Origin of the sequence: Mycobacterium sp. 852002-50816_SCH5313054-b (genome assembly GCF_001667185.1) — a bacterium.
Classification (GTDB): Bacteria; Actinomycetota; Actinomycetes; order Mycobacteriales; family Mycobacteriaceae; genus Mycobacterium.
Genome location: NZ_LZIC01000037.1, coordinates 29,511 through 52,233, shown reverse-complemented (window position 1 = coordinate 52,233; position 22,723 = coordinate 29,511). Strand labels below are relative to the sequence as shown.

The 22,723-nt window shown below is 70.9% G+C and carries 22 protein-coding genes; 5 read left to right on the top strand and 17 right to left on the bottom strand.

From position 1 onward, the window contains the following. Positions 1-12 precede the first annotated feature (12 nt). The 8 genes from dapA to A5787_RS06955 form a co-directional block, all read right to left on the bottom strand. A complete protein-coding gene (gene dapA, locus A5787_RS06990) occupies positions 13-915 on the bottom strand; it encodes a 4-hydroxy-tetrahydrodipicolinate synthase (RefSeq protein ID WP_066963612.1) in 903 nt (300 codons plus the stop codon). Between the two features lie 60 nt (positions 916-975). Further along, positions 976-1,749 carry an FAD-dependent thymidylate synthase gene (gene thyX / locus A5787_RS06985; RefSeq protein ID WP_066963701.1) on the bottom strand — a complete coding sequence of 258 codons (774 nt, stop codon included), beginning with the start codon at positions 1,747-1,749 and terminating at the stop codon, positions 976-978. 10 nt (positions 1,750-1,759) lie between these two features. Continuing rightward, the gene (locus A5787_RS06980) at positions 1,760-2,821 is read right to left on the bottom strand and encodes a restriction endonuclease subunit S (RefSeq protein ID WP_066963609.1); all 1,062 of its coding nucleotides are present in this window, start codon (positions 2,819-2,821) and stop codon (positions 1,760-1,762) included. Then, entirely contained in the window at positions 2,818-4,197 is a 1,380-nt protein-coding gene (locus A5787_RS06975; RefSeq protein ID WP_066963606.1) for a type I restriction-modification system subunit M, read from the bottom strand. Before A5787_RS06975 ends, A5787_RS06980 begins: the two co-directional genes overlap by 4 nt. Beyond that, complete coding sequence (locus A5787_RS06970; RefSeq protein WP_066963603.1) at positions 4,197-5,435, bottom strand: winged helix-turn-helix domain-containing protein; 1,239 nt, start codon at positions 5,433-5,435, stop codon at positions 4,197-4,199. Before A5787_RS06970 ends, A5787_RS06975 begins: the two co-directional genes overlap by 1 nt. 49 nt (positions 5,436-5,484) lie before the next feature. After that, positions 5,485-6,186 carry a cell division protein DivIVA gene (locus tag A5787_RS06965; RefSeq protein WP_066963600.1) on the bottom strand — a complete coding sequence of 234 codons (702 nt, stop codon included), beginning with the start codon at positions 6,184-6,186 and terminating at the stop codon, positions 5,485-5,487. A 114-nt stretch (positions 6,187-6,300) separates the two neighbouring features. Then, positions 6,301-6,798 (bottom strand): dihydrofolate reductase, encoded by a 498-nt coding sequence (locus A5787_RS06960; protein WP_066963597.1) that lies wholly within the window; start codon positions 6,796-6,798, stop codon positions 6,301-6,303. Further along, positions 6,795-7,595 carry a thymidylate synthase gene (locus A5787_RS06955; RefSeq protein WP_066963591.1) on the bottom strand — a complete coding sequence of 267 codons (801 nt, stop codon included), beginning with the start codon at positions 7,593-7,595 and terminating at the stop codon, positions 6,795-6,797. Before A5787_RS06955 ends, A5787_RS06960 begins: the two co-directional genes overlap by 4 nt. Before the next feature lie 42 nt (positions 7,596-7,637). Between A5787_RS06955 and A5787_RS06950 the strand changes: the two genes are divergently transcribed. Then, positions 7,638-8,372, top strand: a complete 735-nt coding sequence (locus A5787_RS06950) for a dienelactone hydrolase family protein (protein WP_066963590.1) — start codon at positions 7,638-7,640, stop codon at positions 8,370-8,372. Here the strand turns inward: A5787_RS06950 and A5787_RS06945 are convergent. Further along, complete coding sequence (locus A5787_RS06945) at positions 8,367-9,608, bottom strand: glycosyltransferase (RefSeq protein ID WP_066963698.1); 1,242 nt, start codon at positions 9,606-9,608, stop codon at positions 8,367-8,369. The two genes, A5787_RS06950 and A5787_RS06945, sit on opposite strands and share 6 nt — an antisense overlap. Positions 9,609-10,032: 424 nt before the next feature. Between A5787_RS06945 and A5787_RS06940 the strand changes: the two genes are divergently transcribed. Beyond that, the gene (locus A5787_RS06940; RefSeq protein ID WP_231993872.1) at positions 10,033-10,503 is read left to right on the top strand and encodes a PAS domain S-box protein; all 471 of its coding nucleotides are present in this window, start codon (positions 10,033-10,035) and stop codon (positions 10,501-10,503) included. Here the strand turns inward: A5787_RS06940 and A5787_RS06935 are convergent. The 3 genes from A5787_RS06935 to A5787_RS06925 are packed head-to-tail and all read right to left on the bottom strand — an operon-like array spanning position 10,484 to position 13,520. Continuing rightward, entirely contained in the window at positions 10,484-11,575 is a 1,092-nt protein-coding gene (locus A5787_RS06935) for an acyl-CoA dehydrogenase family protein (protein WP_066963588.1), read from the bottom strand. The genes A5787_RS06940 and A5787_RS06935 overlap by 20 nt on opposite strands. Then, entirely contained in the window at positions 11,572-12,756 is a 1,185-nt protein-coding gene (locus tag A5787_RS06930) for an acyl-CoA dehydrogenase family protein (protein ID WP_066963585.1), read from the bottom strand. The genes A5787_RS06935 and A5787_RS06930 overlap by 4 nt, the downstream gene beginning before the upstream one ends. After that, the gene (locus A5787_RS06925; protein WP_066963583.1) at positions 12,753-13,520 is read right to left on the bottom strand and encodes an SDR family oxidoreductase; all 768 of its coding nucleotides are present in this window, start codon (positions 13,518-13,520) and stop codon (positions 12,753-12,755) included. Before A5787_RS06925 ends, A5787_RS06930 begins: the two co-directional genes overlap by 4 nt. Positions 13,521-13,585: 65 nt before the next feature. Between A5787_RS06925 and A5787_RS06920 the strand changes: the two genes are divergently transcribed. Then, positions 13,586-13,933 (top strand): PE-PGRS family protein, encoded by a 348-nt coding sequence (locus A5787_RS06920; protein WP_066963692.1) that lies wholly within the window; start codon positions 13,586-13,588, stop codon positions 13,931-13,933. 26 nt (positions 13,934-13,959) lie between these two features. Here the strand turns inward: A5787_RS06920 and A5787_RS06915 are convergent, their stop codons facing one another. Together A5787_RS06915 and A5787_RS06910 are read right to left on the bottom strand one after the other, a co-directional pair. After that, positions 13,960-17,166 (bottom strand): carboxyl transferase domain-containing protein, encoded by a 3,207-nt coding sequence (locus A5787_RS06915; RefSeq protein WP_066963580.1) that lies wholly within the window; start codon positions 17,164-17,166, stop codon positions 13,960-13,962. Continuing rightward, positions 17,163-18,716: a class I adenylate-forming enzyme family protein gene (locus A5787_RS06910; RefSeq protein WP_197506981.1), complete on the bottom strand. Its 1,554-nt coding sequence runs from the start codon at positions 18,714-18,716 to the stop codon at positions 17,163-17,165. The genes A5787_RS06915 and A5787_RS06910 overlap by 4 nt, the downstream gene beginning before the upstream one ends. 38 nt (positions 18,717-18,754) lie before the next feature. On the opposite strand from A5787_RS06910, the gene A5787_RS06905 reads away from it, so the two are divergent. Next, the gene (locus A5787_RS06905) at positions 18,755-19,588 is read left to right on the top strand and encodes a thioesterase family protein (RefSeq protein ID WP_197506980.1); all 834 of its coding nucleotides are present in this window, start codon (positions 18,755-18,757) and stop codon (positions 19,586-19,588) included. 12 nt (positions 19,589-19,600) lie between these two features. On the opposite strand, the gene A5787_RS06900 is transcribed toward A5787_RS06905, so the two are convergent. From A5787_RS06900 to dapB, 3 genes are read right to left on the bottom strand one after another with little or no spacing between them, the layout of a single operon-like run. Next, positions 19,601-20,056 (bottom strand): flavodoxin family protein, encoded by a 456-nt coding sequence (locus A5787_RS06900; RefSeq protein ID WP_066963576.1) that lies wholly within the window; start codon positions 20,054-20,056, stop codon positions 19,601-19,603. Next, entirely contained in the window at positions 20,053-20,508 is a 456-nt protein-coding gene (locus A5787_RS06895) for a hypothetical protein (RefSeq protein ID WP_066963573.1), read from the bottom strand. Before A5787_RS06895 ends, A5787_RS06900 begins: the two co-directional genes overlap by 4 nt. Further along, positions 20,505-21,239 (bottom strand): 4-hydroxy-tetrahydrodipicolinate reductase, encoded by a 735-nt coding sequence (gene dapB, locus A5787_RS06890; protein WP_066963684.1) that lies wholly within the window; start codon positions 21,237-21,239, stop codon positions 20,505-20,507. Before dapB ends, A5787_RS06895 begins: the two co-directional genes overlap by 4 nt. Positions 21,240-21,343: 104 nt before the next feature. On the opposite strand from dapB, the gene A5787_RS06885 reads away from it, so the two are divergent. Continuing rightward, entirely contained in the window at positions 21,344-22,711 is a 1,368-nt protein-coding gene (locus A5787_RS06885; RefSeq protein ID WP_066963681.1) for an HNH endonuclease signature motif containing protein, read from the top strand. The last annotated feature ends 12 nt before the right edge of the window (positions 22,712-22,723 follow it).

Sequence of the window (22,723 nt, the reverse complement as noted above, 5' to 3'; positions counted from 1 at the left end):
CCACCGTTTGGCTCACCGAAGCACCGACGCCGCGCGCATGTCGGCGGCCAGCGCCTCGCCCTGCTCCGGCGTTGCCGGCAGCTGCGGCAGCCGGGGGTCGCCCGCGTCGAAGCCCTGCAACCGCAGGCCCGCCTTCGACATCGTCACCCCGCCCAGGCGGGCCATCGCATTGCACAGCGGGGCGAGGGAGACATTGATCTTCCGGGCGGTGGCGATGTCCCCGGAGCCGAAGGCGGACAACAACTCCCGTAGCTGCCCCGCGGCCACGTGGGCGATCACGCTGATGAAGCCGGTGGCACCCATCGCCAGCCACGGCAGGTTCAGCGCGTCGTCGCCGGAGTAGTAGGCCAGGCCGGTCTCGGCCATGATCTGGGCGCCGCTGTGCAGGTCGGCCTTGGCGTCCTTGATGCCGACGATGTTCGGGTGGCGGGCCAGCGCGTGGATGGTCTCGGTCTCGATCGGTATCACCGAGCGCGGCGGGATGTCGTAGAGCAGCACCGGCAGTTCGGTCGCGTCGGCGACGGCGGTGAAGTGCGCGACGAGCCCGGCCTGCGGCGGCTTGGAGTAGTACGGCGTGACGACCAGCAGGCCGTGGGCGCCCTCGGCCGCGCAGGCCGCGGCCAGCCGGACGCTGTGGGCGGTGTCATAGGTGCCCGCGCCGGCGACGACGCGGGCGCGGTCGCCCACCGCTTCCAGCACCACGCGCAGCAGCTCGAGCTTCTCGTCGTCGGTGGTGGTCGGCGACTCGCCGGTGGTCCCGGAGACCACCAGGCCGTCACAACCCCCGTCCACCAGGCGGTTTGCCAGCCTCGCCGCCGCGGCGGTGTCCAGGGACCCATCGGCGGCGAAGGGCGTCACCATCGCGGTCAGCAGGGTTCCCAGCCGCGCGGGGGCGTCGAATCCGACGGTGCTCACGGTCTTCAGGTTACCTGGCGGCGCAAAACCAATTGAGCAGCCGCGCGGGGCCCCGCGGGCTCAGGCCTCGGTCGCCAACGGACTGGTGGCGACCTCGCTGCCGTCGGCCAGCGTGGCGACCTCGAAGTCGGCGAAGACGGCCGGCGCCACGTCGACGAGCTGGCGCAGGCACTCGATGGCCAGGCGCCGGATTTCCACGTCGGCATGCTCGCTGGCGCGCATCGCGATGAAGTGCCGCCACGCCCGGTAGTTCCCGGTCACCACGATGCGGGTTTCGGTGGCGTTGGGCAGCACGGCCCGGGCGGCCTGGCGCGCCTGCTTGCGGCGCAACACCCCCATCTTTTCGCCCGGCTCGCCCGTTGCGAACTTGGCCTCCAGCTTGGCCAGCAACTCGGCGTACGTGGCCCGGCTGGCGTCGGCGGCCTCGGTCAGAATCCGCTGCAGTTCGGGGTCGCCCTCCATCCCGGGCGGGACGACGACGCGCGAGTCGCCCTCGGGCACATAGCGTTGCGACAGCTGCGAGTAGGAGAAGTGCCGGTGCCGGATCAGCTCGTGGGTGCACGACCGCGAGATGCCGGTGATGTAGAACGACACGCTCGCGTGCTCGAGCACCGAAAAGTGCCCGACGTCGATGATGTGCCCGATGTAGCCGGCGTTGGTCGCGGTCTTAGGATTGGGCTTCGACCAGCTCTGATAACAGGCCCGCCCGGCGAACTCGACCAGCGCGGAACCGCCGCTGGCGTCGGGGCCGTCGGTGCTCCACGGCACGTCCGGCGGCGCCAGGAACTCCGTCTTGGCGATCAGTTGCACCCGCAGGGGCGCGGTCTCGGCCACGGCGCTCACCTTAACGCGACGGCCGCACCACGAGCTCACCCGATATCAGCGGCGGCAGCACGGCGTCGCGGAAGGCGGACAACCGCACGCATTCGGCGCGGCGGGCGTGGCACAGCGCGCCCAGGCCGGTGATCGTCCGCGCGGCGGCGGGCGCCAACCGCCGGACGTCGCGGACCCGGACCTCGAGCAGGTCGCGCGGCGCAATCCGCTGGTGGCTCCCCGAGGTCCCGGCGACTTGGCGCCGAAGGGTCTCGGTGACGGCGGGTTGCCGCAGGGCCGACCACAGCGCCGACGTATCCACCCCGATCGGCCTCAGCACCACGAATTCGGTACTGGCCAAGGCCATTTGCGACGGCAGGGCCGGCACGTCCCAGATGCGCGGGATCCTGGGATTGAGCTTCGCGAGCAGGACGCACGGCTGCGACAGGAGGAACTTGCCGCTTTTCACCGATCCGGCGGCGACGAGCGCGGGCTTGGCGCCGTCGTCGAACGCCGGGAGGCTGAAGTGGGCGACGACGTCATCGAACCCGGCCGGGCCGAGAAGTGCCGTCGACCGCTCGGCCAGGCACGACAACGGCACGTGGTCGGCCACCGACTCCGCGATGGCCACCATCAGGCGTTCGGCGGCCGCGATCACGCGCTCGTTGGCGGCGATTTTGTCGTCGACGGCGCCGAGCACCTCGGCGATCCGGCGGCGGTGTGGCGCCGCGACGGTCGAGACCGAGACGTCGCGCAGGATTCGCTGGTTGAGCAGGGGCTGCCCCGATCCGGCGCGGTGGTCGCCCAGCCCGCAGGTGTGCAGCGCGTAGTACCAGTACCGCGTGTCCCGGGGGTCCTTGGCGCGGCACACCAGCGCGTTGTCGGTGACCCAGACCTCGGCGTCGCAATACCGCAGGCTGCCGCAATAGGAGCCGACCCGGCCCAGGACGATGAGGGGCCCGGCGGCGTTGTGTTGTGCCGCATAGCCGATCGCGCCGTTGGCGCCGTAGACGCGAAAGCACCCGTCCGGCGCCCGTCGCGGCGGGCTGGTTCCATTGCTGAATTCGAGATGGTCGCCCAGCCTGACCCTCACCGCAGGCGCTCCACCTGCTCGCGCACCAGCGCGTCCAATCGCGCGGATTCGTCCAGCGCCGCGAGCAGGTCGCCGGTCAAGCGGGCGATCTTCTCGTCGACGGGCTCCCGGTCGGCGGCGGCGGCGGGCGGGCCGACATACCGTCCGGGCGTCAGGGCGTAGCCCGCGGCCCTGATGTCGTCCAGCGACGCCGATCCGCAGAAGCCCGGAACATCTTGGTACGTCAGTCCTTTGGCGGTGGCCGACTCCGTTCCACACCACGCGTGGTAGGTGTCGCCGATGCGAACGACGTCCTCGTCGGACAGGACGCGCTCCGTCCGATCCGCGAGGTAGCCCAGCCCGCGGGCGTCGATGAACAACACCTGGCCGGCCCGCGCGGCCTTGTCGCGGGCGAAAAACCACACGCAGACCGGGATCCCGGTGCTGCGGAACAACTGCCCGGGCAGCGCCACCATGCACGACACCAGGTCCGCCTCGACGATCCCGGCTCGAATGTCGCCCTCCCCGAGCGTATTCGACGACATCGAGCCATTGGCCATCACCACACCGGCCTTGCCGCCCGGTGCCAGCTTGGACAGGATGTGTTGGATCCAGGCGTAGTTGGCGTTGGCGGCGGGCGGAACGCCGAAGCGCCAGCGCGGGTCTGTTTCGTCGCGGGCCCAATCCTTGATGTTGAAGGGCGGATTGGCCAGCACGTAGTCCATCTGCACGCCGGCATGCAGGTCGTCGACGAACGTGTCGCCCCACCGCGCCCCGAGCCCGGTGTCGTCGATGCCGTGGACGGCGAGGTTCATCTTCGCCATCCGCCACGTCTGCTCGACGCTTTCCTGCCCGTAGATCCGGACTTTCGCGCGATCGCCGTCGCGGGCGGCGATGAACTGGTCGGTCTGCACGAACATTCCGCCCGACCCGCAGCAGGGGTCGTACACCCGCCCGCTCGACGGTGCGAGGACCTCGACCAGCACCCGCACCACGCTGGGCGGGGTGAAGAACTCGCCGCCGCGCCGGCCCTCGGTCCGGGCGAAGTTGCCCAGGAAGTACTCGTACACCTCGCCCATCAGATCTCGCGGGCGCCCGCCGACCTCCCCGCCGAATTGCGCGCCGTCGAGCAGCCGCACCAGTTCGCCGAGGCGGCGGGGGTCGAGGTTTTCGTACCGCCTCGGCAGCGTCGCGGCCTCCATCGCGTCATCGACGAGCCGGCCGATGCCCGGCGATTCGGCGTTGTGCGCCAAGGACTCCCACCGCGAGTCGCAGGCATGCATGAGGAACACCAATCCGAGGATCACGTCCTTGTACTGGCTCGCCGACAGCGAGCCGCGCAGCTTGTTGGCCGCCTTCCAGAGCGTGTCCTTGAGCTCTTTGTCGGTTGCCCGCATCAGCTGACCGCCCGCAGCTCGGCGGCCAGATTGCCCCGGGTGGAGACGCTGAACCCACCCAGGCCCAGCCACGACGCCATGGACCGCAGTTCGCCGGCCAACGCCGCGGCCACTTGGTGGCGCAGGACGTGGCTGTCATCCTGAGCCTCGCCGAACGCTCCCAGCACGCGCAGCGAGTCACCGGCCCGGTCGGCCTTGAGGTCGACGCGCGCCACCAGCCGCCCGTCCATCAGCAGCGGCCACACGTAGTAGCCGTACCGGCGCTGGGCGGCCGGCGTGTAGATCTCGATGCGGTAGTGGAAACCGAACAGCCGCTCGACCCGGGGCCGGAAGAAGATCAACGGATCGAACGGGCACAACAGCGCGGTGCCCCGGTCGACGCGCGGTACCGTCCGGCCCGCCCGCAGGTACGCGGGCGCGGACCAGCCGTCGACGTCGACCCGCTCGATCGCGCCGGCGGACAGCAGGTCGGCGATCGCCGGCTTGACCTGCTGCGCCGACAGCCGGAAGTAGTCGCGGATGTCGGCCTCGGTGCCCACGCCCAGCGCGGTGGCGGCCCGCAGCGCGAGCTGGCGGACGGCCTCCTCGTCGTCGACCTCGCGGGCCAGCACGCTCGCCGGCAGCACCCGCTCCACCAGGTCGTAGTGGCGCGCGAAGCCCACCCGGGTGGCCGTGGTGAGCACGCCGGAGGCGAACAGCGCCTCGGCGACCCACTTGGTGTCGCTGCGGGTCCACCAGGTGCCCTTCTTCCGCCGGGGTTCGGCGGCCAGGTGCTCCTCGATCTGCCCGGCGGTGCTGGGCCCGAGCTCCGCGACGGCGGCGACGACGCGCTCGGCGAGCTTGGGGTTGGCCTTGACTGCCTCAAGAAACCGGTGGGTGCCCCAGCGGCCGTGGGTGTATTGACGCATCCGCCAGCGCAGCAGCGGCCAGTCGTCGACGGCCATCAGCGCGGCCTCATGGGCCCAGTACTCGGCCAGCAGCCGCGCCGAACGCGGCCCCCAGGCCGCGCGGTCCAGCACGTCGCGGTCATACGGGCCGAGCCGGCTGAACACCGGCGCATAATGGGCGCGCACCGCCACCGAGACCGAATCCAGCTGCAGCACTTGGATTCTCGATATCAGCCGCTTCAGGTGCGCGCGGGTGATCGGGCCGGCGGGGCGGGGCTCGCTAAATCCTTGGGCCGCAACGGCAATACGGCGGGCCTGCGCGGCGGTCAGCCTGGAGGTGCGGGGCGACACGCGCCGAGAATACCGGGTTTTCGCCCGTCCTCAGCGGCGGCGCGACCGCTCAGCCCGCGCCGGCTTTCCCGTCCGCCGACACCAGGGAGCGCGCGTCCGGCGGATCGTCTCGCTCTTCGTACGCCGACTCGAGAGCGGCCGGGACCGGCTCCAGGTCCCGGTAGACACCCATCAGCTGTTCGAGGATTTTGATCCGTCGCTGACTCGCCTCGTCCGCCGCGCGCCGCGCCCGGTCCCGATAGTGATCGGCCTCCTGCTTCGCGTCGCCGAGGAGCTGCTCACGCGCCTTTTGGGCGTCGGCGCGCATGCCGGCCAGTTCCGCCTCGAGCTTCTTTTTGGCCTCCGCATATTCGGCTTCCATCGCCTTTTGCTGCTCGGCCATGTCGGCCAGCACCTCGTCGCGCCGTCGCTGGGCGGCCGCCGCCTCGGCCTCGGCCGCCGCGATCAGCGCCTCCGCCTCGGCGCGCGCCTCGGCCTGCATCTCGGCGGCCTCGTCGACCGCGCGCCGCAGCATCTTCGCCATCCGCTGCTGCACCGCGTGGGGCGAGGTCGAGGTCTCGGTGAGGACGGCGATCTCCTTGCGCAGGGCGGCCGCCTCCTCGCCCGATTCCCTCAGCCGCGCCCTGAGGCTCTCGACGTCGTCGCGCAGCAACTGCTGCTTGGTGGCCAACATCTCGATGTGCGTATCGACTGCGCCGGGGTCGTAGCCCCTGAAGATGCGCGTGAACGTCTTTGCGGGTTCGGTTATCACTGCCAATTCCCCCTCCTGGCAACGTCTGATTGGCAACGTCTGATTGGCGACGTCTGGTGAAACCCCGGCGATACCGACCCCGTGTCCGAGTATGTCACGCCCGCGCAGGGCCGCTCACGCCCGACGGTAGCTGTGAAACCGGTAGCGCAGCCCCGTTCGGCTGACCTGCCACTCCCCCGTCTCGCCCAGCCACGACTCGTCGAGCGCCGGCGCCAGCGCGTCCTCGTCGTCGCGCGCCAGGTCGATCTCGACCTCGGTGACCTCGCAGCGGGAGGCCAGCGGCAGCCCGAGCATGTAGATCTCCGCGCCGCCGATCACCCATGTCTCGGGCGCCGCCTCGAAAATTGCCGACGCGGCCTCGAGCGAACCGACGACCTCCGCCCCGTCGGCGCGGTAGTCGGCCTGCCGGGTCATCACGACGTTTCGGCGGCCCGGCAGCGGCCGGACCCGGACCGGCAGGGATTCCCAGGTCCGCCGGCCCATCACCACCGTGTGCCCCATGGTCACCTGCTTGAAACGGGCCAGGTCTTCGGGCACCCGCCACGGGATGTCGCCGCCGCGCCCGATCACGCCGGACGTCGACTGAGCCCACACCAGACCCAGGGACGTCATACAGCGACGGGGGCTTTGATCGCCGGGTGCGGGTCGTAGTTCTTCACGACCACATCCTCGTAGGTGTAGTCGAAGATCGAATCCCGATGCGCCAAAACGAGTTCCGGGTAGGGCCGCGGCTCGCGGCCGAGCTGGGTCCGGACCTGTTCGACGTGGTTGTCGTAGATGTGGCAGTCGCCGCCCGTCCAGACGAACTCGCCCACCGACAGACCGGCCTGGGCGGCCATCATGTGGGTGAGCAGCGCGTAGCTGGCGATGTTGAACGGCACGCCCAGGAACAGGTCCGCGCTGCGCTGGTACAGCTGACAGCTCAGCCGGCCGTCGGCCACGTAGAACTGAAAGAACGCGTGGCACGGCGGCAGCGCCATCTGCGGGATGTCGCCGACGTTCCACGCCGACACGATGATGCGGCGCGAGTTCGGGTCGGTGCGCAGCAGCTCCAGCGCGGCGCTGATCTGATCGACGTGCGCACCGGACGGGGTCGGCCAGGACCGCCACTGCACGCCGTAGATCGGCCCGAGATCACCTGTGTCGCTGGCCCATTCGTCCCAGATGGTGACGCCGTGCTCGTGCAGCCACGCGACGTTGGAGTCGCCGCGCAGAAACCAGAGCAACTCGTAGACCACCGACTTCAGATGCACCTTCTTGGTGGTCAGCAAGGGAAATCCGGCCGCCAGGTCGTAGCGCAGCTGCTGGCCGAACAGGCTGCGGGTTCCGGTGCCGGTGCGGTCGGATTTCGCCGCGCCCCGCTCGAGCACCAGGCGCAGCAGGTCCTCGTAGGGGGTCGGGATCGGCACGCGGCCAGCTTAGCTCTGGACCCCAGGAGTAGAACGGGAGCCATGCCGAAAATCACCGACAGCGTCACCACTGCCGACGGCACTTGCCCCGTCGGCCTGTTCACCCCCGAAGGGTCCGGCCCCTGGCCCGGCGTCGTGATGTACTGCGATGCCGGCGGGGTGCGCGACACCTTCGACCAGATGGCCGCCAAGCTGGCCGGATTCGGTTATGCGGTGCTGCTTCCCGACGTGTACTACCGCAGCGGCGACTGGGCCCCGTTCGACATGGCCACCGTGTTCAGCGACGCCAAGGAACGCGGGCGCCTGTTCGCCATGATCGGCGGCATCACGCCGGACAAGATGGCCGGCGACGCCGGCGCCTTCTTCGACTACCTGGCCGCGCGCCCCGAGGTGTCCGGGCAGCGGTTCGGCGTGTGCGGGTATTGCATGGGCGGCCGGACCTCGCTGGTGGTCGCGGGGCGCCTCGGCGACCGCGTCGCCGCCGCCGCGTCGTTCCACGGCGGCGGGCTGGTGACCGACGGCGCGGACAGCCCGCACCTGCTGGCCGACCGGATGACCGCGACGGTGTACGTCGGCGGCGCCGAAAACGACGCGTCCTTCACCGCCGATCACGCCGAACAACTCGACAAGGCGCTGACGGCGGCCGGTGTCGCGCACACCATCGAGTGGTACTCGGCGGGCCACGGGTTCGCCGTACCGGACAACCCGCCCTATGACCCCGCCGCCGACGAGCGGCATTGGGCGGCGATGACGGAGGTGTTCGGTTCGGCGCTATAGCGCCGCGCCGGCGGCGCCGTGAGCGCCGACCGTCTCGAGCAGCCGCGTCGCGGCCACCGCCGCACCGTCGGTGCGGATCTCGCGGGCCGCGGCGCCGGCCCGCGCACGGGTCTCGGGTGTCAGCGCGGACGCCAGCACCGACGATAGGGCGCCCGCCGTGGGCGCCGCCACCAGCGCGGCGCCGATGCCCAGCTCGGCGACCCGGCGCGCCCAGTACAGCTGGTCGGCCCCCTGCGGCACCACCACCTGGGGCGCACCGGCCAGGGCGGCCGTCGTCGTCGTGCCCGCGCCGCCGTGGTGCACGACGGCGGCTACCCGGGCGAACAGCGCCTGCTGGTTGACCTCGCGCACGGCAAAGCAGTCGTCCCCGTCGTCGATCGGGGCCAGGCCGGCCCAGCCCCGGGCGAACAGCGCGCGGCGCCCCCGCGCCCGGATCGCCTCGACGGCCGCCCGGGCGGTGCTCTCCAGCGCGGGAACGGGCATGCTGCCGAAGCCGACGTACACCGGCGGTTCGCCGGCGTCGAGGAACTCCACCAACTCGGTGGGGAGCGGGCGCGTGTCGCGCAGCAGCCACGCGCCGGTCTGGACCACGTCGAGGTCCGCCGGCTGCGGCCAGGGGCCCAGGGTGGGGTCCGCCGCGAGCCAGGGGCGGTCGGTGAAGGCGTGCTCGCGGACGTTGTCGACCGGCGGCAGGCCGACCGCGGCCCGGTGCCGGTTGAGCGTCGCGCCGAAGTGCGCGTTCGCGTTCCGGGCGTCCAGGTCCCACAGCACCCGGTTGTCGACCATGCCCGGTGCCAGCGGCGTGCGCCAGAACGACGGCGGCGGGTGGTGCGGTGACGGCAGGTCCGTCGGGTGATAGCTCGCGTACACGTAATGGATGCCCAGCTTTTCGGCCGCCGAGCGCGCGCCGGCCGCGGCCGGGAGCAGGCCCGCGGCCACCAGCGCGTCACAGTCCTGCGCCGCCGCGGCGACCGTGTCGAACTGCGCGGCGATCAGCTCGTCGATGTGCCGCCGCAGATCGGCCTCCGTCGGCGGCGTCGCGCCGGTCACCATCGCTCGCACCGACTCGCCGAACGGCACCAGCGACACGCCGAGTCCGGCCGCCCGCTCGGCGAACTCCTCGTCCGGTGGGGCGCAGACGCGGACCTCGGCACCGAGCGCCTGCAACTGCACGGCCAGGCCGACCAGCGGCTCGACGCCCCCGCGCGAATCGTATGTCGAGAGCAACACACGCATTTCGCTACTGTGCAGCAGCACCGCGCTCACCGCGAATGGTTTCGCTCCTGTTGAGGGAAACGTGGCTGACGGCCGTCGACCGGAGTTAGCGCATCCCCCGCGAGTCGGTTGCTGTCGGCAGTTTCCGCCGGTGACCAAGACTTTTGTCGAGTTAGCGACGGCGCGTTTCCAAGTTTGCTGACCAGGGATCAGCCACGAGCCAACTTGGACGAAATCCAGTCTGCAGCTAATAAACCTTACTAGGAAAATCGCGCTGATGCGGTGCACCAGGCCCAGAACTAATTTGTCATGTGACAAATAGCTAATACGGTCAGCAAACTATAGACTTATTACGACCATTCCCATACCATTTGCTGTCATCGCGTTCAGACATGAGCGCGACTTTCCGCTTCAGGGCACATGCCAGGGCGACGACGGGGGTACCGTGATCGGGAAGATTCCCACAGCCGTCAACGGTCGACGAATCGAGCGTCGAAGCCCGCGGCCGCCCAACCACCTGCCGATCGACGAACTCCACCGGATGCCGGCTTTGGTCGTCTTGGACCGGCTGCCGTCTCCCGCCCTGGCGGTTGACCGCCTGGGCACCATCCTGTTCGCCAACGACTCGTTCTGCGACATGGTGGGGCACTCCCTCGACGAGCTGCTCGAGATGGAGTTCGAGCACATCTTTTACAGCCTGCCGGGCGACGACCGCTGGGTGGCGCTGGTCGGCACGGGCGCCAAGCGCCTCGTCGAGCTGCGGCACAAATCCGGTCACTCGGTGTGGGCCAGCATGAGCAAGTCGGCGATGCGACGCCGTGACGACACGGTCGCGCTGGTCACCTTCCACGACCGCACCGAGGAGCTCTGGCACAACCACGACGACACCCAGGGCGTCACGACGCAGGCAGGTTGACCAGCTCCGCCAACCGGGCACGGTGACGATAGGCGGTGCCGAGCGCCAGCTGGTCGCTCTTGGCCCGCTTGAGGTAGAGGTGCGCCGGATACTCCCAGGTCATACCGATGCCGCCGTGCAGTTGCACGCATTCCTCGGCGGCGTGCACCGCGATGCCGCTGCAGTACGCCTGCGCGATGGCCGCCGCCGTCGTCGCATCGTCGTCGCTGCGAGCGCACGTGTCGGCAGCGTACCGGGCGGCCGCCGTCGCCGCCCCGATCTCGAACCACAGGTCCGCCAGGCGATGCTTGATCGCCTGGTAGGAGCCGATCGCGCGCCCGAACTGCTTGCGCTGCCTGACGTAGGCCAGCGTGGTGTCGAAACACCACTGGGCCACCCCGAGCTGCTCGGACGCGAGCAGTGCCGCCCCCGTGCGCAGGGCGTCGGCCACGGCGGCGCCCGCCGGCCCGACCGGTGACGACGCCGCCCCCGAAAAGCCCACGCTCGCAAGCGGTCTCGTCATATCCAGCGCCAGCACCGGCGATACCTGCACGCCCGCCGCGGCGCGGGGAACGGTGTGCAGCTCGAGCCCGTCCGGGCCCTCGACCGGCACCACCAGCACGTCGGCCTCGCCGGCGCCCGCGACGCTGCCGACCGATCCGCTCAGGCCCTCGGCGCCGCCGCTGACCCCCGCCACCGAAACGCCCGGCGCGGTGGACAGGGGCACCACCAGCGCCGCGGTGACCTCGCCCCGGGCCAGCGCGGACACCGTTTCGGTGTCACCGGCGCCCAGCAGGGCGACGGTGGCCAGCACCGCGCTGGACAGGAACGGCACCGGCGCGACGGCCCGGCCGATCTCCTCCATGACCACCGCGGCCTCGCGCGCCGACGCGCCGGCCCCGCCGAGCGGCTCGGGCACCAGCAGCCCGGCCACCCCGAGCTCGGTGGCCAGCGTCCGCCACAGGGGCGAAAAGTCCGGTGGCTCAGGGTCGTAGGCGCGCGCCACCGATTCGGGTGGGCACCGGTCGGCGAACAGGTTGCGGACGCTGTCCCGCAGCGCCTCCTCGGTGTCGGAATACAACAGGTCGGTCACCGGTCCAGGTCCTTCCACGGTCTGTCCTTGTCCACGCGGTGCTCGCCCGGCAGGCCGAGGATCCGCTCGGAGATGGTGTTGCGCAACACCTCCGACGTGCCGCCCTCGATGGAGTTGCCGCGGGCCCGCAGGTAGCGGTAGCCCGGCTCGCGACCGACCAGGTCGACCGTTTCCGGTCGGCGCATGGTCCAGTCGTCGTAGCGCAGCCCGGCTTCGCCGTGCAGTTCGATCTCGAATCCCGAGATCGCCTGGGCCAGGCGGGCGAAGGCCACCTTCATGCCCGCACCCTCCGGTCCGGGCTGACCCACGCTGGCCTGCTGGCGCAGCCGCTCACCGGCCAGCCGGAGCACCTCCGCCTCGACCCACAGCCGCATCAGCTCGTCCTGCATGGCGGGGTCGCGCAGCGCCGGCTCGTTGCGCCAGGCCTTGGTGACCTTGCCGATGTGGCCGCCCTCCCGCGGCATTCCGGCGCGGGTGCCGATGGCGACGCGCTCGTTGTTGAGGGTGGTGGTCGCGACGCGCCAGCCGCCGCCCTCCGGGCCGAGCCGATTGGCGTCGGGCACCCGGACGTCGGTGAGGAACACCTCGTTGAATTCCGCCTCGCCGGTGATCTGGCGCAGCGGACGGACGTCCACGCCGGGTTGCGTCATGTCGCACAGGAAGTACGTCAGGCCGGCGTGCTTGGGCACCGCCGGATCGGTGCGTGCGACCAGGATGGCCATGGTCGCGTGCTGCGCCTGCGACGTCCACACCTTCTGCCCGTTGACAATCCAGTCGTCCCCGTCGCGCACCGCCCGGGTGGACACGCCGGCCAGGTCCGAGCCGGCACCGGGCTCGCTGAACAACTGGCAGTAGATCTGCTCGCCGGTGAACAACGGGCGCAGGAACTTTCGCTTCTGCTCGTCGGTCCCGAACGCCGCGATCGTCGGCGCCGCCATGCCCATGCCGATGTAGTTCTTGACGGTGCCGCCCACCGGCGCACCCGCGGCGGTGAGCTCGGTGTCGACGAGTTCCTGGGCTTTGCGCGGCAGGCCCAGCCCGCCGAATCCCTCCGGCAGGTACACCCAGGCCAGCCCTGCATCGTATTGCGCCCCAAGGAACTCCCTCGGGTCGGTGGTGGCCGGGTCGTGGTCCTCGAGCAGCGTCCGGACCCGCGCCTTGAGGTCCGCCTCGGGACTCATTGGGCCTGGTACCCCTGCGCGGGACCGAGCAGCAGGCCGCCGTCGATCACCATCGTCTCGCCGGTGATCCAGCTCGCCGCGTCCGAGACCAGAAAGGCGACCGCGCCGGCCACGTCGGCCGGTTCGCCGATGCGCCCGAGCGCTATCGTCGCCGCCAGCGGATCCTCGTGGTCCTTCCACAGCGCCTCGGCCAGCCGGGTGCGCACCACGCCCGGGGCGATGGCGTTGACCCGGACGCGGGGCGAAAGTTCGAGCGCCAGCTGCTTGGTGACGTGGATCAGCGCGGCCTTGGTGGCGTTGTACATCCCCATCGCCGGCGACTGGTGCATCCCGCCGATGGACGCGGTGTTGACGATCGCCCCGCCGTGCTCGCCCATCCAGGACTTGACCACGAGCGAGGTCCACAGCAGCGGGGCCCACAGGTTGACGTCGAAGATCTTGGTGAACCGCGCGTGGTCCTGGTCGATCAGCGGGCCGTAGGCCGGGTTCGTTCCCGCGTTGTTGACCAGGATGTCGACGCGGCCGAAGCGCTCCAGCGTGAGATCGACGCAGCGCCGCGCCGCCTCCTCGTCGACGGCGTGCGCGCCGACGCCGACGGCCTTCTCCCCGACCTGCGCCGCGGCCGCGTCGGCCGCCTCCTGCTTGCGCGCGGTCAACACCACGTCGGCGCCGGCCGCGGCCAGTTGCTGGGCGATCGCCAGCCCGATCCCGCGCGACGCTCCGGTGATGATTGCGGTACGGCCGGTCAAATCCAGTGAGGTCATCGCGGTGCGCCTTCCCGTTCGCTAAAAAGATGTTTACACAGGTGCGTCCGTGGTATGCGACCCGCATGTTCACGAAATTAACCCTCACGAAAAGACTGGTGGTGGGCGGGGCTGCCGCCGCGGCGATCGCCGTCGCGCCGATCGCCATGATTGATCCTGTTGCCGCCGCGGCGCCTACCGGCTCCGCGCCGACGCACGTCGTCTTCAAGGACGACCCGGGCGGCGGCGGCTGCGACGCCAACGGCAACTGCGGTTCCGGCGGCCAGAACCAGGGGCCCGGCGGGGGCCCCGGCGGCCAGGGCTGCGTTCCCGGTGTCGGCTGCGGCTCCGGCGGCCAGTTCGCCGGTCCCGGCGGCGTGCCGGGCGGCACCGGCTGCCTGCCCGGCGTCGGCTGCGGTTCCGGGCACGGATAACCCGGCCTCGGATAACACCTCGCCCCTCAGCCTCCCGGGAGCCTGGTGATCCAGGCCCGGGAGTCTGCCGGGTCGATGACGTCGTCGAGTTCGAACGTGGTGGCCGATCGCAGCGCCTTCCCGTGCTGATAGGCCGCCGCCACGAGCTTGTCGAACAGCTGCTGGCGCGCCATCGGATCCGTCTCGGCGGCAAGCTCCTTGCTGAACCCGAGGCGCACGGCCCCTTCCAGTCCCATGCCGCCGATCTCGCCGGTCGGCCAGGCCACGGTGAACTGCGGCGCGCGGAAGGACCCGCCGGCCATCGCCATCGCGCCCAGTCCGTAGCCCTTGCGCAGGATGATCATTCCCAGCGGCACGGTCAGCCGCGCGCCCAGGACGAACATCCGGCCGAAGCGGCGCACCGCGGCCTCCTTTTCCGCGTCGGGCCCGACCATGAATCCCGGGGTGTCGCACAGTGAGATCACCGGCAACCGGAACGACTCGCACAGCGCGAGAAAGTCGCCGGCCTTGTCGGCCGCCTCGGCGTCGATGGCGCCACCGAGGTGGTGGGTGCTGTTGGCGATCAACCCGTATGCCACCCCCTCGACCCGCACCAGCGCGGTGACGATCCCGACGCCGTAGTCGGCACGCAGCTCGCACACGGAACCGACGTCGACGATCGACGCGATCGCGCGGTGCACGTCGTACGCCCGTAACCGGTTCTCCGGCACCACATGTCGGGCCAGGCGTGGATCGGGCGCCGCCCAGCCGTCGCGCGCGCCCTGAAAATACGAGAGGTATCGCCTGGCGAGCGCGACGGCGTGCGCGTCGTCGCGGGCGACCAGGCTGACGACGCCGTTGTGCCGCTGCACGTCGATCGGCCCGATCGCCTCGGGCGGGTACACCCCGAGCCCGCCGCCCTCGATCATGGCCGGCCCGCCCATGCCGATGTTGGCGTCGGGGGTCGCGATGATCACGTCGCACACCCCGGCGAGGGCGGCGTTGCCGGCGAAGCAGCGGCCGGAGACGATCGACACCAGCGGCACCCGCCCGCTCAGCGCGGCCAGCATCCGAAAGGTCGGCACGTCGAGCCCGGCGTGCCCGCCGACGTCGGTGTCACCGGGCCGGCCGCCGCCGCCCTCGGCAAACAACACCACCGGCAGGCCTTTTCGGGTGGCCAGCTCGAAGACGCGGTCGGTCTTGGCATGGTTGCGCATGCCCTGCGTCCCGGCCAGCACGGTGTAGTCGTAGGACACCACGACGGCCTCGCCACCCCCGATGGTGGCCAGGCCGGCGACCAGGCCGTCGGCCGGGGTGTTGGCGATCAGGTCCTCCTCGGAGCGCCGGCTGCGCTGGGCGGCGAGCGCCAGCGCGCCGTACTCGACGAAGCTGCCGGGGTCGACCAGGTCGGCGATGTTCTCCCGGGCGGTGCGCCGGCCCCGCGCGTGCCGCTTGGCCACGGCCGCCTGCCGGCCCTCGTCACGGGTGAGCAGATGCCGGTGCGCGACCTCGTCGAGGTCGGCGCGCGGCCGGTCGAGATCCAATGCCGCCGAATACAATTCGCTGTCGTCGGTGGCGCCCGTGCGGGTGAACACCACCAAAGGATCGCCGGTTCCGACGACCTGGCCGGGCGTCACCAGGCTTCGCACCGTCCGCAGCGTGTCCGGCGCGGCGAGCACGTGCTGCATCTTCATCGCCTCCAGGACGACGACCTGGCCGCCGGCCGCGATCTCCTCGCCGTCGGCCGCCACCTCCACCACGGTGCCGGCCAATTGCGCGCGCAGCGCCTCCTCGCCGGGATACAGCTCGACCGGCGCGGCACGGACGTCGCGCGGGTGGGACAGCGCGGCGGCGGCCAGCTCGGGCAGCTTCTGGTCGAGGAAATCCGTGGTCACCCAGCCGGATTGAACCTGGCTGTCGGACAGCACCTCTCGCAGCAATTCGATGTTCGTGCGAACGCCCTCGATGCCGAATTCACCCAGGGCGGTGCGGGCCTTGCGCGCCGCGGCCTGCATCGACGATCCGTGCACGTGGGCGATGACCTTGGCCAGCAGCGAGTCGTATCGCGGGCTGGTGATCAGGCCCGGCCGGCCGTAGGTGTCGACGCGCACGCCGGGGCCGCTCGGCGGCGAGAACACCGTCAGGGTGCCCGCCGCGGGCACCACCGACCCATCGGCGGCGACGGTCTCCATGTTGACCCGGGCCTGAATCGCGATGCCGCGCCGCGCGGCCGGCTCGCCGATGACTTCGTTTCCGTCCGAGGCTATTCCGGCCGGAAGCCCCAACTGGTAATACGACGCGCCGCCGGCGATGGCCAGCTGGACGGCCACCAGGTCCACGCCGGTCGTCTCCTCGGTGACCGTGTGCTCCACCTGGATCCGGGGGTTGACCTCGAGGAAGACGAACGCGTCGCCGGCCACCAGGAATTCGACGGTGGCCACCCCGCGCAGGCCGACCCTGGCGCACAGCCGCGCCGCCGCCTGGTGCAACGCGCGGCGCAGCGCGTCGGAAAGCCCTTGGGCCGGCGCGATTTCGACCAGCTTCTGGTAGCGCCGCTGGATGCTGCAGTCCCGGTCGCCGAGCGCCAGCGCGTGCGTCTGGTGCCCGGCCGGGGCGCCCACGACCTGAACCTCGATGTGCCGCGCGTCGGGCAGGACCGCCTCGGCGAACAGGGCGGCCTCACCGAAGCCGAGTCGCGCCTCGGCGGCGCACTGTTGGTAGGCGTGCTCGATCTGGTCGGGGCCGCTCACCTTCCGCATTCCCCGGCCGCCGCCGCCGGCGACCGCCTTGATCATGACGGCGCCGCCGAGGGCGGCCAGAAACGCCTTGATGTCCTCGACGCCGCCGGGCCCTTCGGTGGCGGGCAGCACCGGGACACCGGCCGCGATCGCGGCGGCCCGGGCCGACGGCTTGTTGCCGACCAGTTCGAGCACGTCGGCGCCGGGTCCCACGAATGTGTAGCCGGCGGACGCGCAGGCGCTGGCGAATTCGGCGTTCTCGCTGAGAAACCCGTAGCCCGGATGAATCAGCTCGGCGCCGGACTTCTCGGCCGCCGCCAGCAGGTCGCCGTGGTTCAGGTAGGCGGCCGGGCCCGCGCCCGGCAGGCCGATCGCCTCGTCGGCGGCGTGCACGTGGGGGCTGTCGGCGTCGTCTTCGGCGTACACCGAGACCGTCCGGATGCCGAGTTCGGTTGCGGTGCGGATGATTCGAAGCGCGATCTCGCCGCGGTTGGCGATCAGCAGGGTGGCGCTCATCGGAGCGGGTCACCCCAGCGCACCTGCCCGCGCAGCTTGCCCTTGAGCAGTTTGCCTCCGGCGTTGCGCGGCAACGCCTCGGGCACCACCGTGACGTACTGCGGGACCTTGAAGTCGGCCAGCTGCTCGCGGCAGTGCTCGAGCACGGCCCGCACGTCGATCTCGCCGTCGCCGGCGAAGAGCACGGCGCCGACCTTCTCGCCCATCACGTCGTCGGGCACCGCCAGCACGCAGGCGTCGGCGACGTTGGGCGCCGAGAGCAGCGCCGCCTCGACCTCGACGCTGGAGACGTTCTCGCCGCCGCGGTTGATGATGTCCTTGAGCCGATCGACGATGTGCACCCGCCCCGCGTCGTCGACCCGGACCACGTCGCCGGTGTGCAGCCAGCCGCCCGCGAAGGTGTCCCTCGTGGCGTCCGGCCGGTTCCAGTACCCCGCGGTGACATTGGCGCCGCGCGCGACCAACTCGCCCACGCCCGGCTCATCACCGCCGAAGGGGATCAGGCCCAGGTCCACCGAGGGGACCGCGTAGCCGACGGAGTCGGCGTGCTCGACGGCGTCGCGGTCGGGCAGGACGGTCATCAGCGAGGCGGTCTCGGTCATGCCGTACCCGTTGAACACCGTGGCCTGGCCGAACGCCTGCTTCACCGATCGGACCAGCGACGGCGCGATGGGCGCGCCCCCGTAGCCCACCCAGCGGACGCCGGACACGTCGGCGTGCGCAAACCCCTTGTGCCGCAACATCAGGGCATAGATCGCCGGGACGGTCACCATGACCGAGATGCGCTCGGCGCTCAGCGCCGCGATCAACTCGTCGAGGTTGAGCGCGGGCATGATCACCGACGCGCCCCCGAGGCGCATCGCCGCCAGAAGCTGTGAGTTGCAACCGGTCACGTGGAACAGCGGTACCGAGATGAGCGTCCGCATCCCCTCACCGAGGTCCCTGGGCTGGTCGAGACAGCGGATCGCGTTCTCGGTGTTGGTCACGAAGGCCTCGTGGGTGGTCGGCACGCCCTTGGGGTGGCCGGTGGTGCCCGAGGTGTAGAAGAGGGCGGCCGTGTCCGTGTGGCCGAGTCCGTGGGTCACGTACGGCCGGCCGTCGGGCAGCGGTGCGTCCGGGGACAGGTCCACCCGCGCGCCGGAGTCGGACAGGACGAACTCGACCTCGGGGCGCGCCGAGCGCGTATTGACCGCCACCGCAACGCCACCGGCCATCACCGTGCCCCAGAAAGCCAGCACCCAGTCGATCCCCGCCGGGTAACGCACGGCGACTCGGTCGCCCGGGCTCAGTCCGTCCGCGCGTAGCCCGCCGGCCACCCGCGCCGCGCGCTCCCACAGCTGCCGGTAGGTCAGCCGGCGGGCGCCCAGTGCTGTCAATTCAACCACGGCCTCGCTGTTCGGGCGGTTGTCGACCTGTTCGGCGAGCATGTCCAGCAGGGTGGCAGGCAGGCGCTCATAACGCGGGACGCCGTCGGCGGAGCGGGAGACCCCCGCTGCGGGGGATGCGGGGAATGGGTTGTGGCCGCGCGGAATTTCGATCACTGGAGGCATGCCCGGTCCCTCTATCCTCCTGCCCTATCGTGATAGCGGTGACGATCGAGGATTCCGCCATCATGCCCGAGGCGTTCTTCACTGTCGACGGCGACTCCTTCCTGCCGGGGGCGATGACGCGGGGACCGTGGGGCACGGCGCTGGGCGGCCAGAACGTCGGCGGCCTGCTGGCGTGGGGAATAGAGCGATCCGGGGTCGATCCCGACCTCCAGCCCGCCCGCCTGACCGTCGATCTGCTGCGCCCCGTCCTGCCCGAGCCGGTTCAGCTTCGGACCTCGGTGCAGCGCGAAGGCCGGCGCATCAAGCTCGTCGACGGCGCGCTGGTGCAGAACGGGCAGATCGTCGCGCGGGCCAGCGCGCTGTTCCTGCGGCGCGGCGAGCACCCCGAGGGGGAGGTGTGGTCCGGCCCCGTCGAGATGCCGCCGCTTCCGCCCGGCTCCGACGGCTTCCCGGCGGACATGCCGTTCCTCATCTGGGGCTACGGGGCCACGCTCGGGGGTAGCCCGGGCATCGCGGCGGGCGAGTGGGAACAGGCGCATTCCCAGAAGTTCGCGTGGACGCGACTGTTCCGCCCGATGGTGCGGGGTTATCCGCTCACGCCGTTCACCCGGCTGGGATTCGTCGGCGACATCACCAGTTCGCTCACCCATTGGGGCACTGGCGGTTTGCGGTACATCAACGCCGACTACACCGTCACCGCCAGCCGCCTGCCCGACGGCGAGTTCCTCGGGCTCGCGGCCCAAAGCCATTACGGCACTGCGGGTGTGGCCACCGGCAGCGCGATCCTGTTCGACCGGCACGGCCCCATCGGCTCCAGCACGGCGCTGGCGATCGCCCAGCCCGCCGACGCGTTCCAGCCGACCTACACCTAGCCGGGCCGCCGCTCATCCCATCAGCTGGGCGGCCACCGTCGCGCCCAGCTCCCAGCACGATTCCAGGTCGGCCTTGCTGGGCTTGCCCGAAACCACCACGGTCGGCGCCGCTTTCGTCCAACCCAGCCCGGTCGTGATGGACTCGATGCCCCGCTCGGCTCCCTCGGTGCCCTCGTTGCCGTGCAAGTACACGCCGAACGGCCGCCCGCGCGTCGCGTCGAGGCACGGGTAGTAGCAGACGTCGAACGCGTGCTTGAGCGCGCCGCTCATGTACCCCAGGTTGGCCGGGGTGCCGAGCACGTAGCCGTCGGCCTCGAGCATGTCGGCCGGCGAGAGGGTGAGCGCGGGCCGCCGCACCACCTCCACGCCTTCGATCTCCGGGTCGGTGGCCCCGGAAACGACCGCCTCGAACATCTCCTGGGTGTGCGGCGACGGGGTGTGGTGCACGATCAGCAGCGTCTTGCTCATCGCTGCGCCTGCATGTCGACGGCGGCCTTCATGGCCTCCCGCGCGCGCCGGCGATCGCCCGCAAAGTCGTAGGCGCGGGCCAGCCGGTACCAGCGCCGCCAGTCGTCCGGGTCGGCCTCCACCTCCGTGCGCACCGTGGCGAACAGCGCGTCGGCCGCGTCCCGCTCGATGCGGCCCGATGCCCGCCGCGGCAGCGCGCTGGTGTCGAGTTCCATTCCGTCTGCGGCGATCAGGCGGGCCAGCCGTTGGTGGGCGAATCCGGCCCGCAGGGTGGCGATCATCGCCCACAGCCCGATGACCGGCATGATCAGCAGCGCCGCGCCCAGGCCCACGGCGGCGGCGCGGCCCGACCCGATCATCGCGATGGCCAGGCGGCCCAGCAGCACGAAGTACGCCAGCATCGCCGCGCACATGAACGCGATCAGCAACTGGATGCGCAGCGTCTTGGTCATTGGAGGTTGAGCAGGGGCTCAAGCCCCACCGTGAGGCCGGGGCGTTCCCTGATGCGCCGCACGGCCAGCAGCACGCCCGGGACGAATGACGTGCGGTCCAGGCTGTCGTGGCGGATGGTCAGCGTCTCCCCCTCGGTCCCGAACAGGATCTCCTGGTGGGCGACCAGCCCGGCCAGCCGCACCGAGTGCACCGGTATCCCCTCGACGTCGGCGCCGCGGGCGCCGGGCAGGCCGCTGCTGGTGGCATCGGGGTTGGGCGGCAAGCCTTTTCGGGCCTCGGCGATCAGTTTCGCGGTGCGGGCCGCGGTGCCGGACGGGGCGTCGGCCTTGTGCGGGTGGTGCAGCTCGATGATCTCGGCCGAGTCGAAGAACGGCGCGGCCTGCTTGGCGAAATGCATCGACAGCACCGCCCCGATCGCGAAGTTCGGAGCGATCAGCACGGACGTGTCGTTGCCGGCGAGCCACGCCTGCACCTGGTCGAGGCGCTCCTGGGTGAATCCCGTGGTGCCCACCACGGCGTGAATTCCGTTGCCGATGAGGAACTCCAGGTTGCCCATCACCACCTCGGGGTGGGTGAAGTCGATGACGACCTCGGTGTCGCCGTCGGTGAGCAGGCTGAGCGGATCGCCGGCGTCCACCTCCGCGGACAACGTCAGATCGTCGGCTGCCTGCACGGCCGAGACCATCGTCGACCCGACTTTGCCCTTGGCTCCCAGCACCCCTACCCGCATGGGTTTCACCCTAGACCGCGGGGTTTTATCCACAGTTCGGTGTTGATCCACAGGCACCGCATTCTCGGGTGTCGGTGTCGGCGCCCGCCCAATACCATTCGAACATGAGTTCGATTGAGGGGCCGGCGCAACTGAGTGCCGGATTGGACGCGCTCGATGCGGCCGTGGCGCTGATCGCCGGGGTCAACTTCGGCGCCGTGGCCCCCGCCGACCGGCTGCGGGCGCTGGTGCGAATGGAGAAGGCTGTCCGAACCCAGATCGCGTCCAATCACGACGTGATCGCGGGCCTGGCCAAGGAGGACCCCGCGCACATCGGCGGGCCGGTCCACAAGGTGGTCGCCGATTGGCTGCGGATCAGCTGCGCCGCGGCCTCCCGCCGGCTCCGCGACGCCGAACAGCTTTCCCCGCGCCTGACGCTCACCGGCCAGGACTTGCCGCCGGAGTTGCCGGCCACCGCCCTGGCGTGGCGCAAGGGCCTGCTCGACGGGCAGCACCTGCGGGTGATCCAGACGTTCTTTCGCGACCTGCCCCAGGCGACGCCGGTCGCCGCCGCGGAGAAGGCCGAGCGATTCCTGGCGCGGCAAGCGACCAAGCTGCGTCCCGACCAGCTGGAGAAGGTGGCGCACCGGTGCGCGGCGTGGATCAATCCCGATGGGAAATACTTCGATTCCGACCGCGCGCGCCAGCGCGGCTTCACCTGGTGCGGCCAGCGGGCCGACGGGATGAGCGTCGGCAAGCTGGTGGCCTCGCCTGAGTTGCGGGCCAACATCGACGCGTGGCTGGCACGGTTCGCGGCGCCCGGCATGTGCAACCCGGACGACGAAACCGCCTGCGTCGCAGGCGAACCCGACGAAGACCGCGCACGCCGAGACACCCGCAGCCACGCCCAGCGCCAACATGACGCGCTCAACGCCTTGGTGCGCGGCCAGCTCGGTGATCCGAAACTCGGTGTGCACAACGGCTTGCCGGTCACCGTCATCGTGTCGACCACGCTGCGGGAGCTGACGTCGGGCGCGGGCCTCGCGGTGACGGGCGGCGGCACGCTGGTGCCGATGCGCGAGTTGATCCGGATGGCCAGCCATGCCTACCACTACCTCGCGGTGTTCGACGAGCACTCGCAGCGGCCCTTGTATCTGGGGCGCTCGCGGCGGATCGCGTCACCGGATCAGCGCATCGTCCTCTACGCGAAAGACCGCGGCTGTACGCACCCGGGCTGCGACGTGCCGGGCTACTGGTGCGAAGTTCACCACATCGACGAGTGGGCGGCGGGCGGCCGCACCGACGCCGACAAGCTCACCTTCACCTGCCCGCCCAACCACAAGCTGGTGGAAATGGGTTGGACGACAAGGAAACTGCCGGACGGCCGCACCGAGTGGATCCCGCCGCCGCACGTGGACCGCGGCGCGCGCACCAACGACTATCACCACCCGGAGCGCCTCTTCGATGACGGCGAAGACGACGAGGCCCCTTGAGGGCCCTGACCG

Coding starts and splice junctions, on each gene's coding strand:
- A5787_RS06975 (WP_066963606.1), bottom strand. CDS start 4,197: ATGCGGGCAACCGACAAAGAGCTCAAGGACACGCTCTGGAAGGCGGCC.
- A5787_RS06960 (WP_066963597.1), bottom strand. CDS start 6,798: ATGACGTCCCTGGGTCTGGTGTGGGCTCAGTCGACGTCCGGCGTGATC.
- A5787_RS06950 (WP_066963590.1), top strand. CDS start 7,638: ATGCCGAAAATCACCGACAGCGTCACCACTGCCGACGGCACTTGCCCC.
- A5787_RS06945 (WP_066963698.1), bottom strand. CDS start 9,608: ATGCGTGTGTTGCTCTCGACATACGATTCGCGCGGGGGCGTCGAGCCG.
- A5787_RS06930 (WP_066963585.1), bottom strand. CDS start 12,756: ATGAGTCCCGAGGCGGACCTCAAGGCGCGGGTCCGGACGCTGCTCGAG.
- A5787_RS06925 (WP_066963583.1), bottom strand. CDS start 13,520: ATGACCTCACTGGATTTGACCGGCCGTACCGCAATCATCACCGGAGCG.
- A5787_RS06920 (WP_066963692.1), top strand. CDS start 13,586: ATGTTCACGAAATTAACCCTCACGAAAAGACTGGTGGTGGGCGGGGCT.
- A5787_RS06915 (WP_066963580.1), bottom strand. CDS start 17,166: ATGAGCGCCACCCTGCTGATCGCCAACCGCGGCGAGATCGCGCTTCGA.
- A5787_RS06910 (WP_197506981.1), bottom strand. CDS start 18,716: ATGCCTCCAGTGATCGAAATTCCGCGCGGCCACAACCCATTCCCCGCA.
- A5787_RS06900 (WP_066963576.1), bottom strand. CDS start 20,056: ATGAGCAAGACGCTGCTGATCGTGCACCACACCCCGTCGCCGCACACC.
- A5787_RS06895 (WP_066963573.1), bottom strand. CDS start 20,508: ATGACCAAGACGCTGCGCATCCAGTTGCTGATCGCGTTCATGTGCGCG.
- dapB (WP_066963684.1), bottom strand. CDS start 21,239: ATGCGGGTAGGGGTGCTGGGAGCCAAGGGCAAAGTCGGGTCGACGATG.
- A5787_RS06885 (WP_066963681.1), top strand. CDS start 21,344: ATGAGTTCGATTGAGGGGCCGGCGCAACTGAGTGCCGGATTGGACGCG.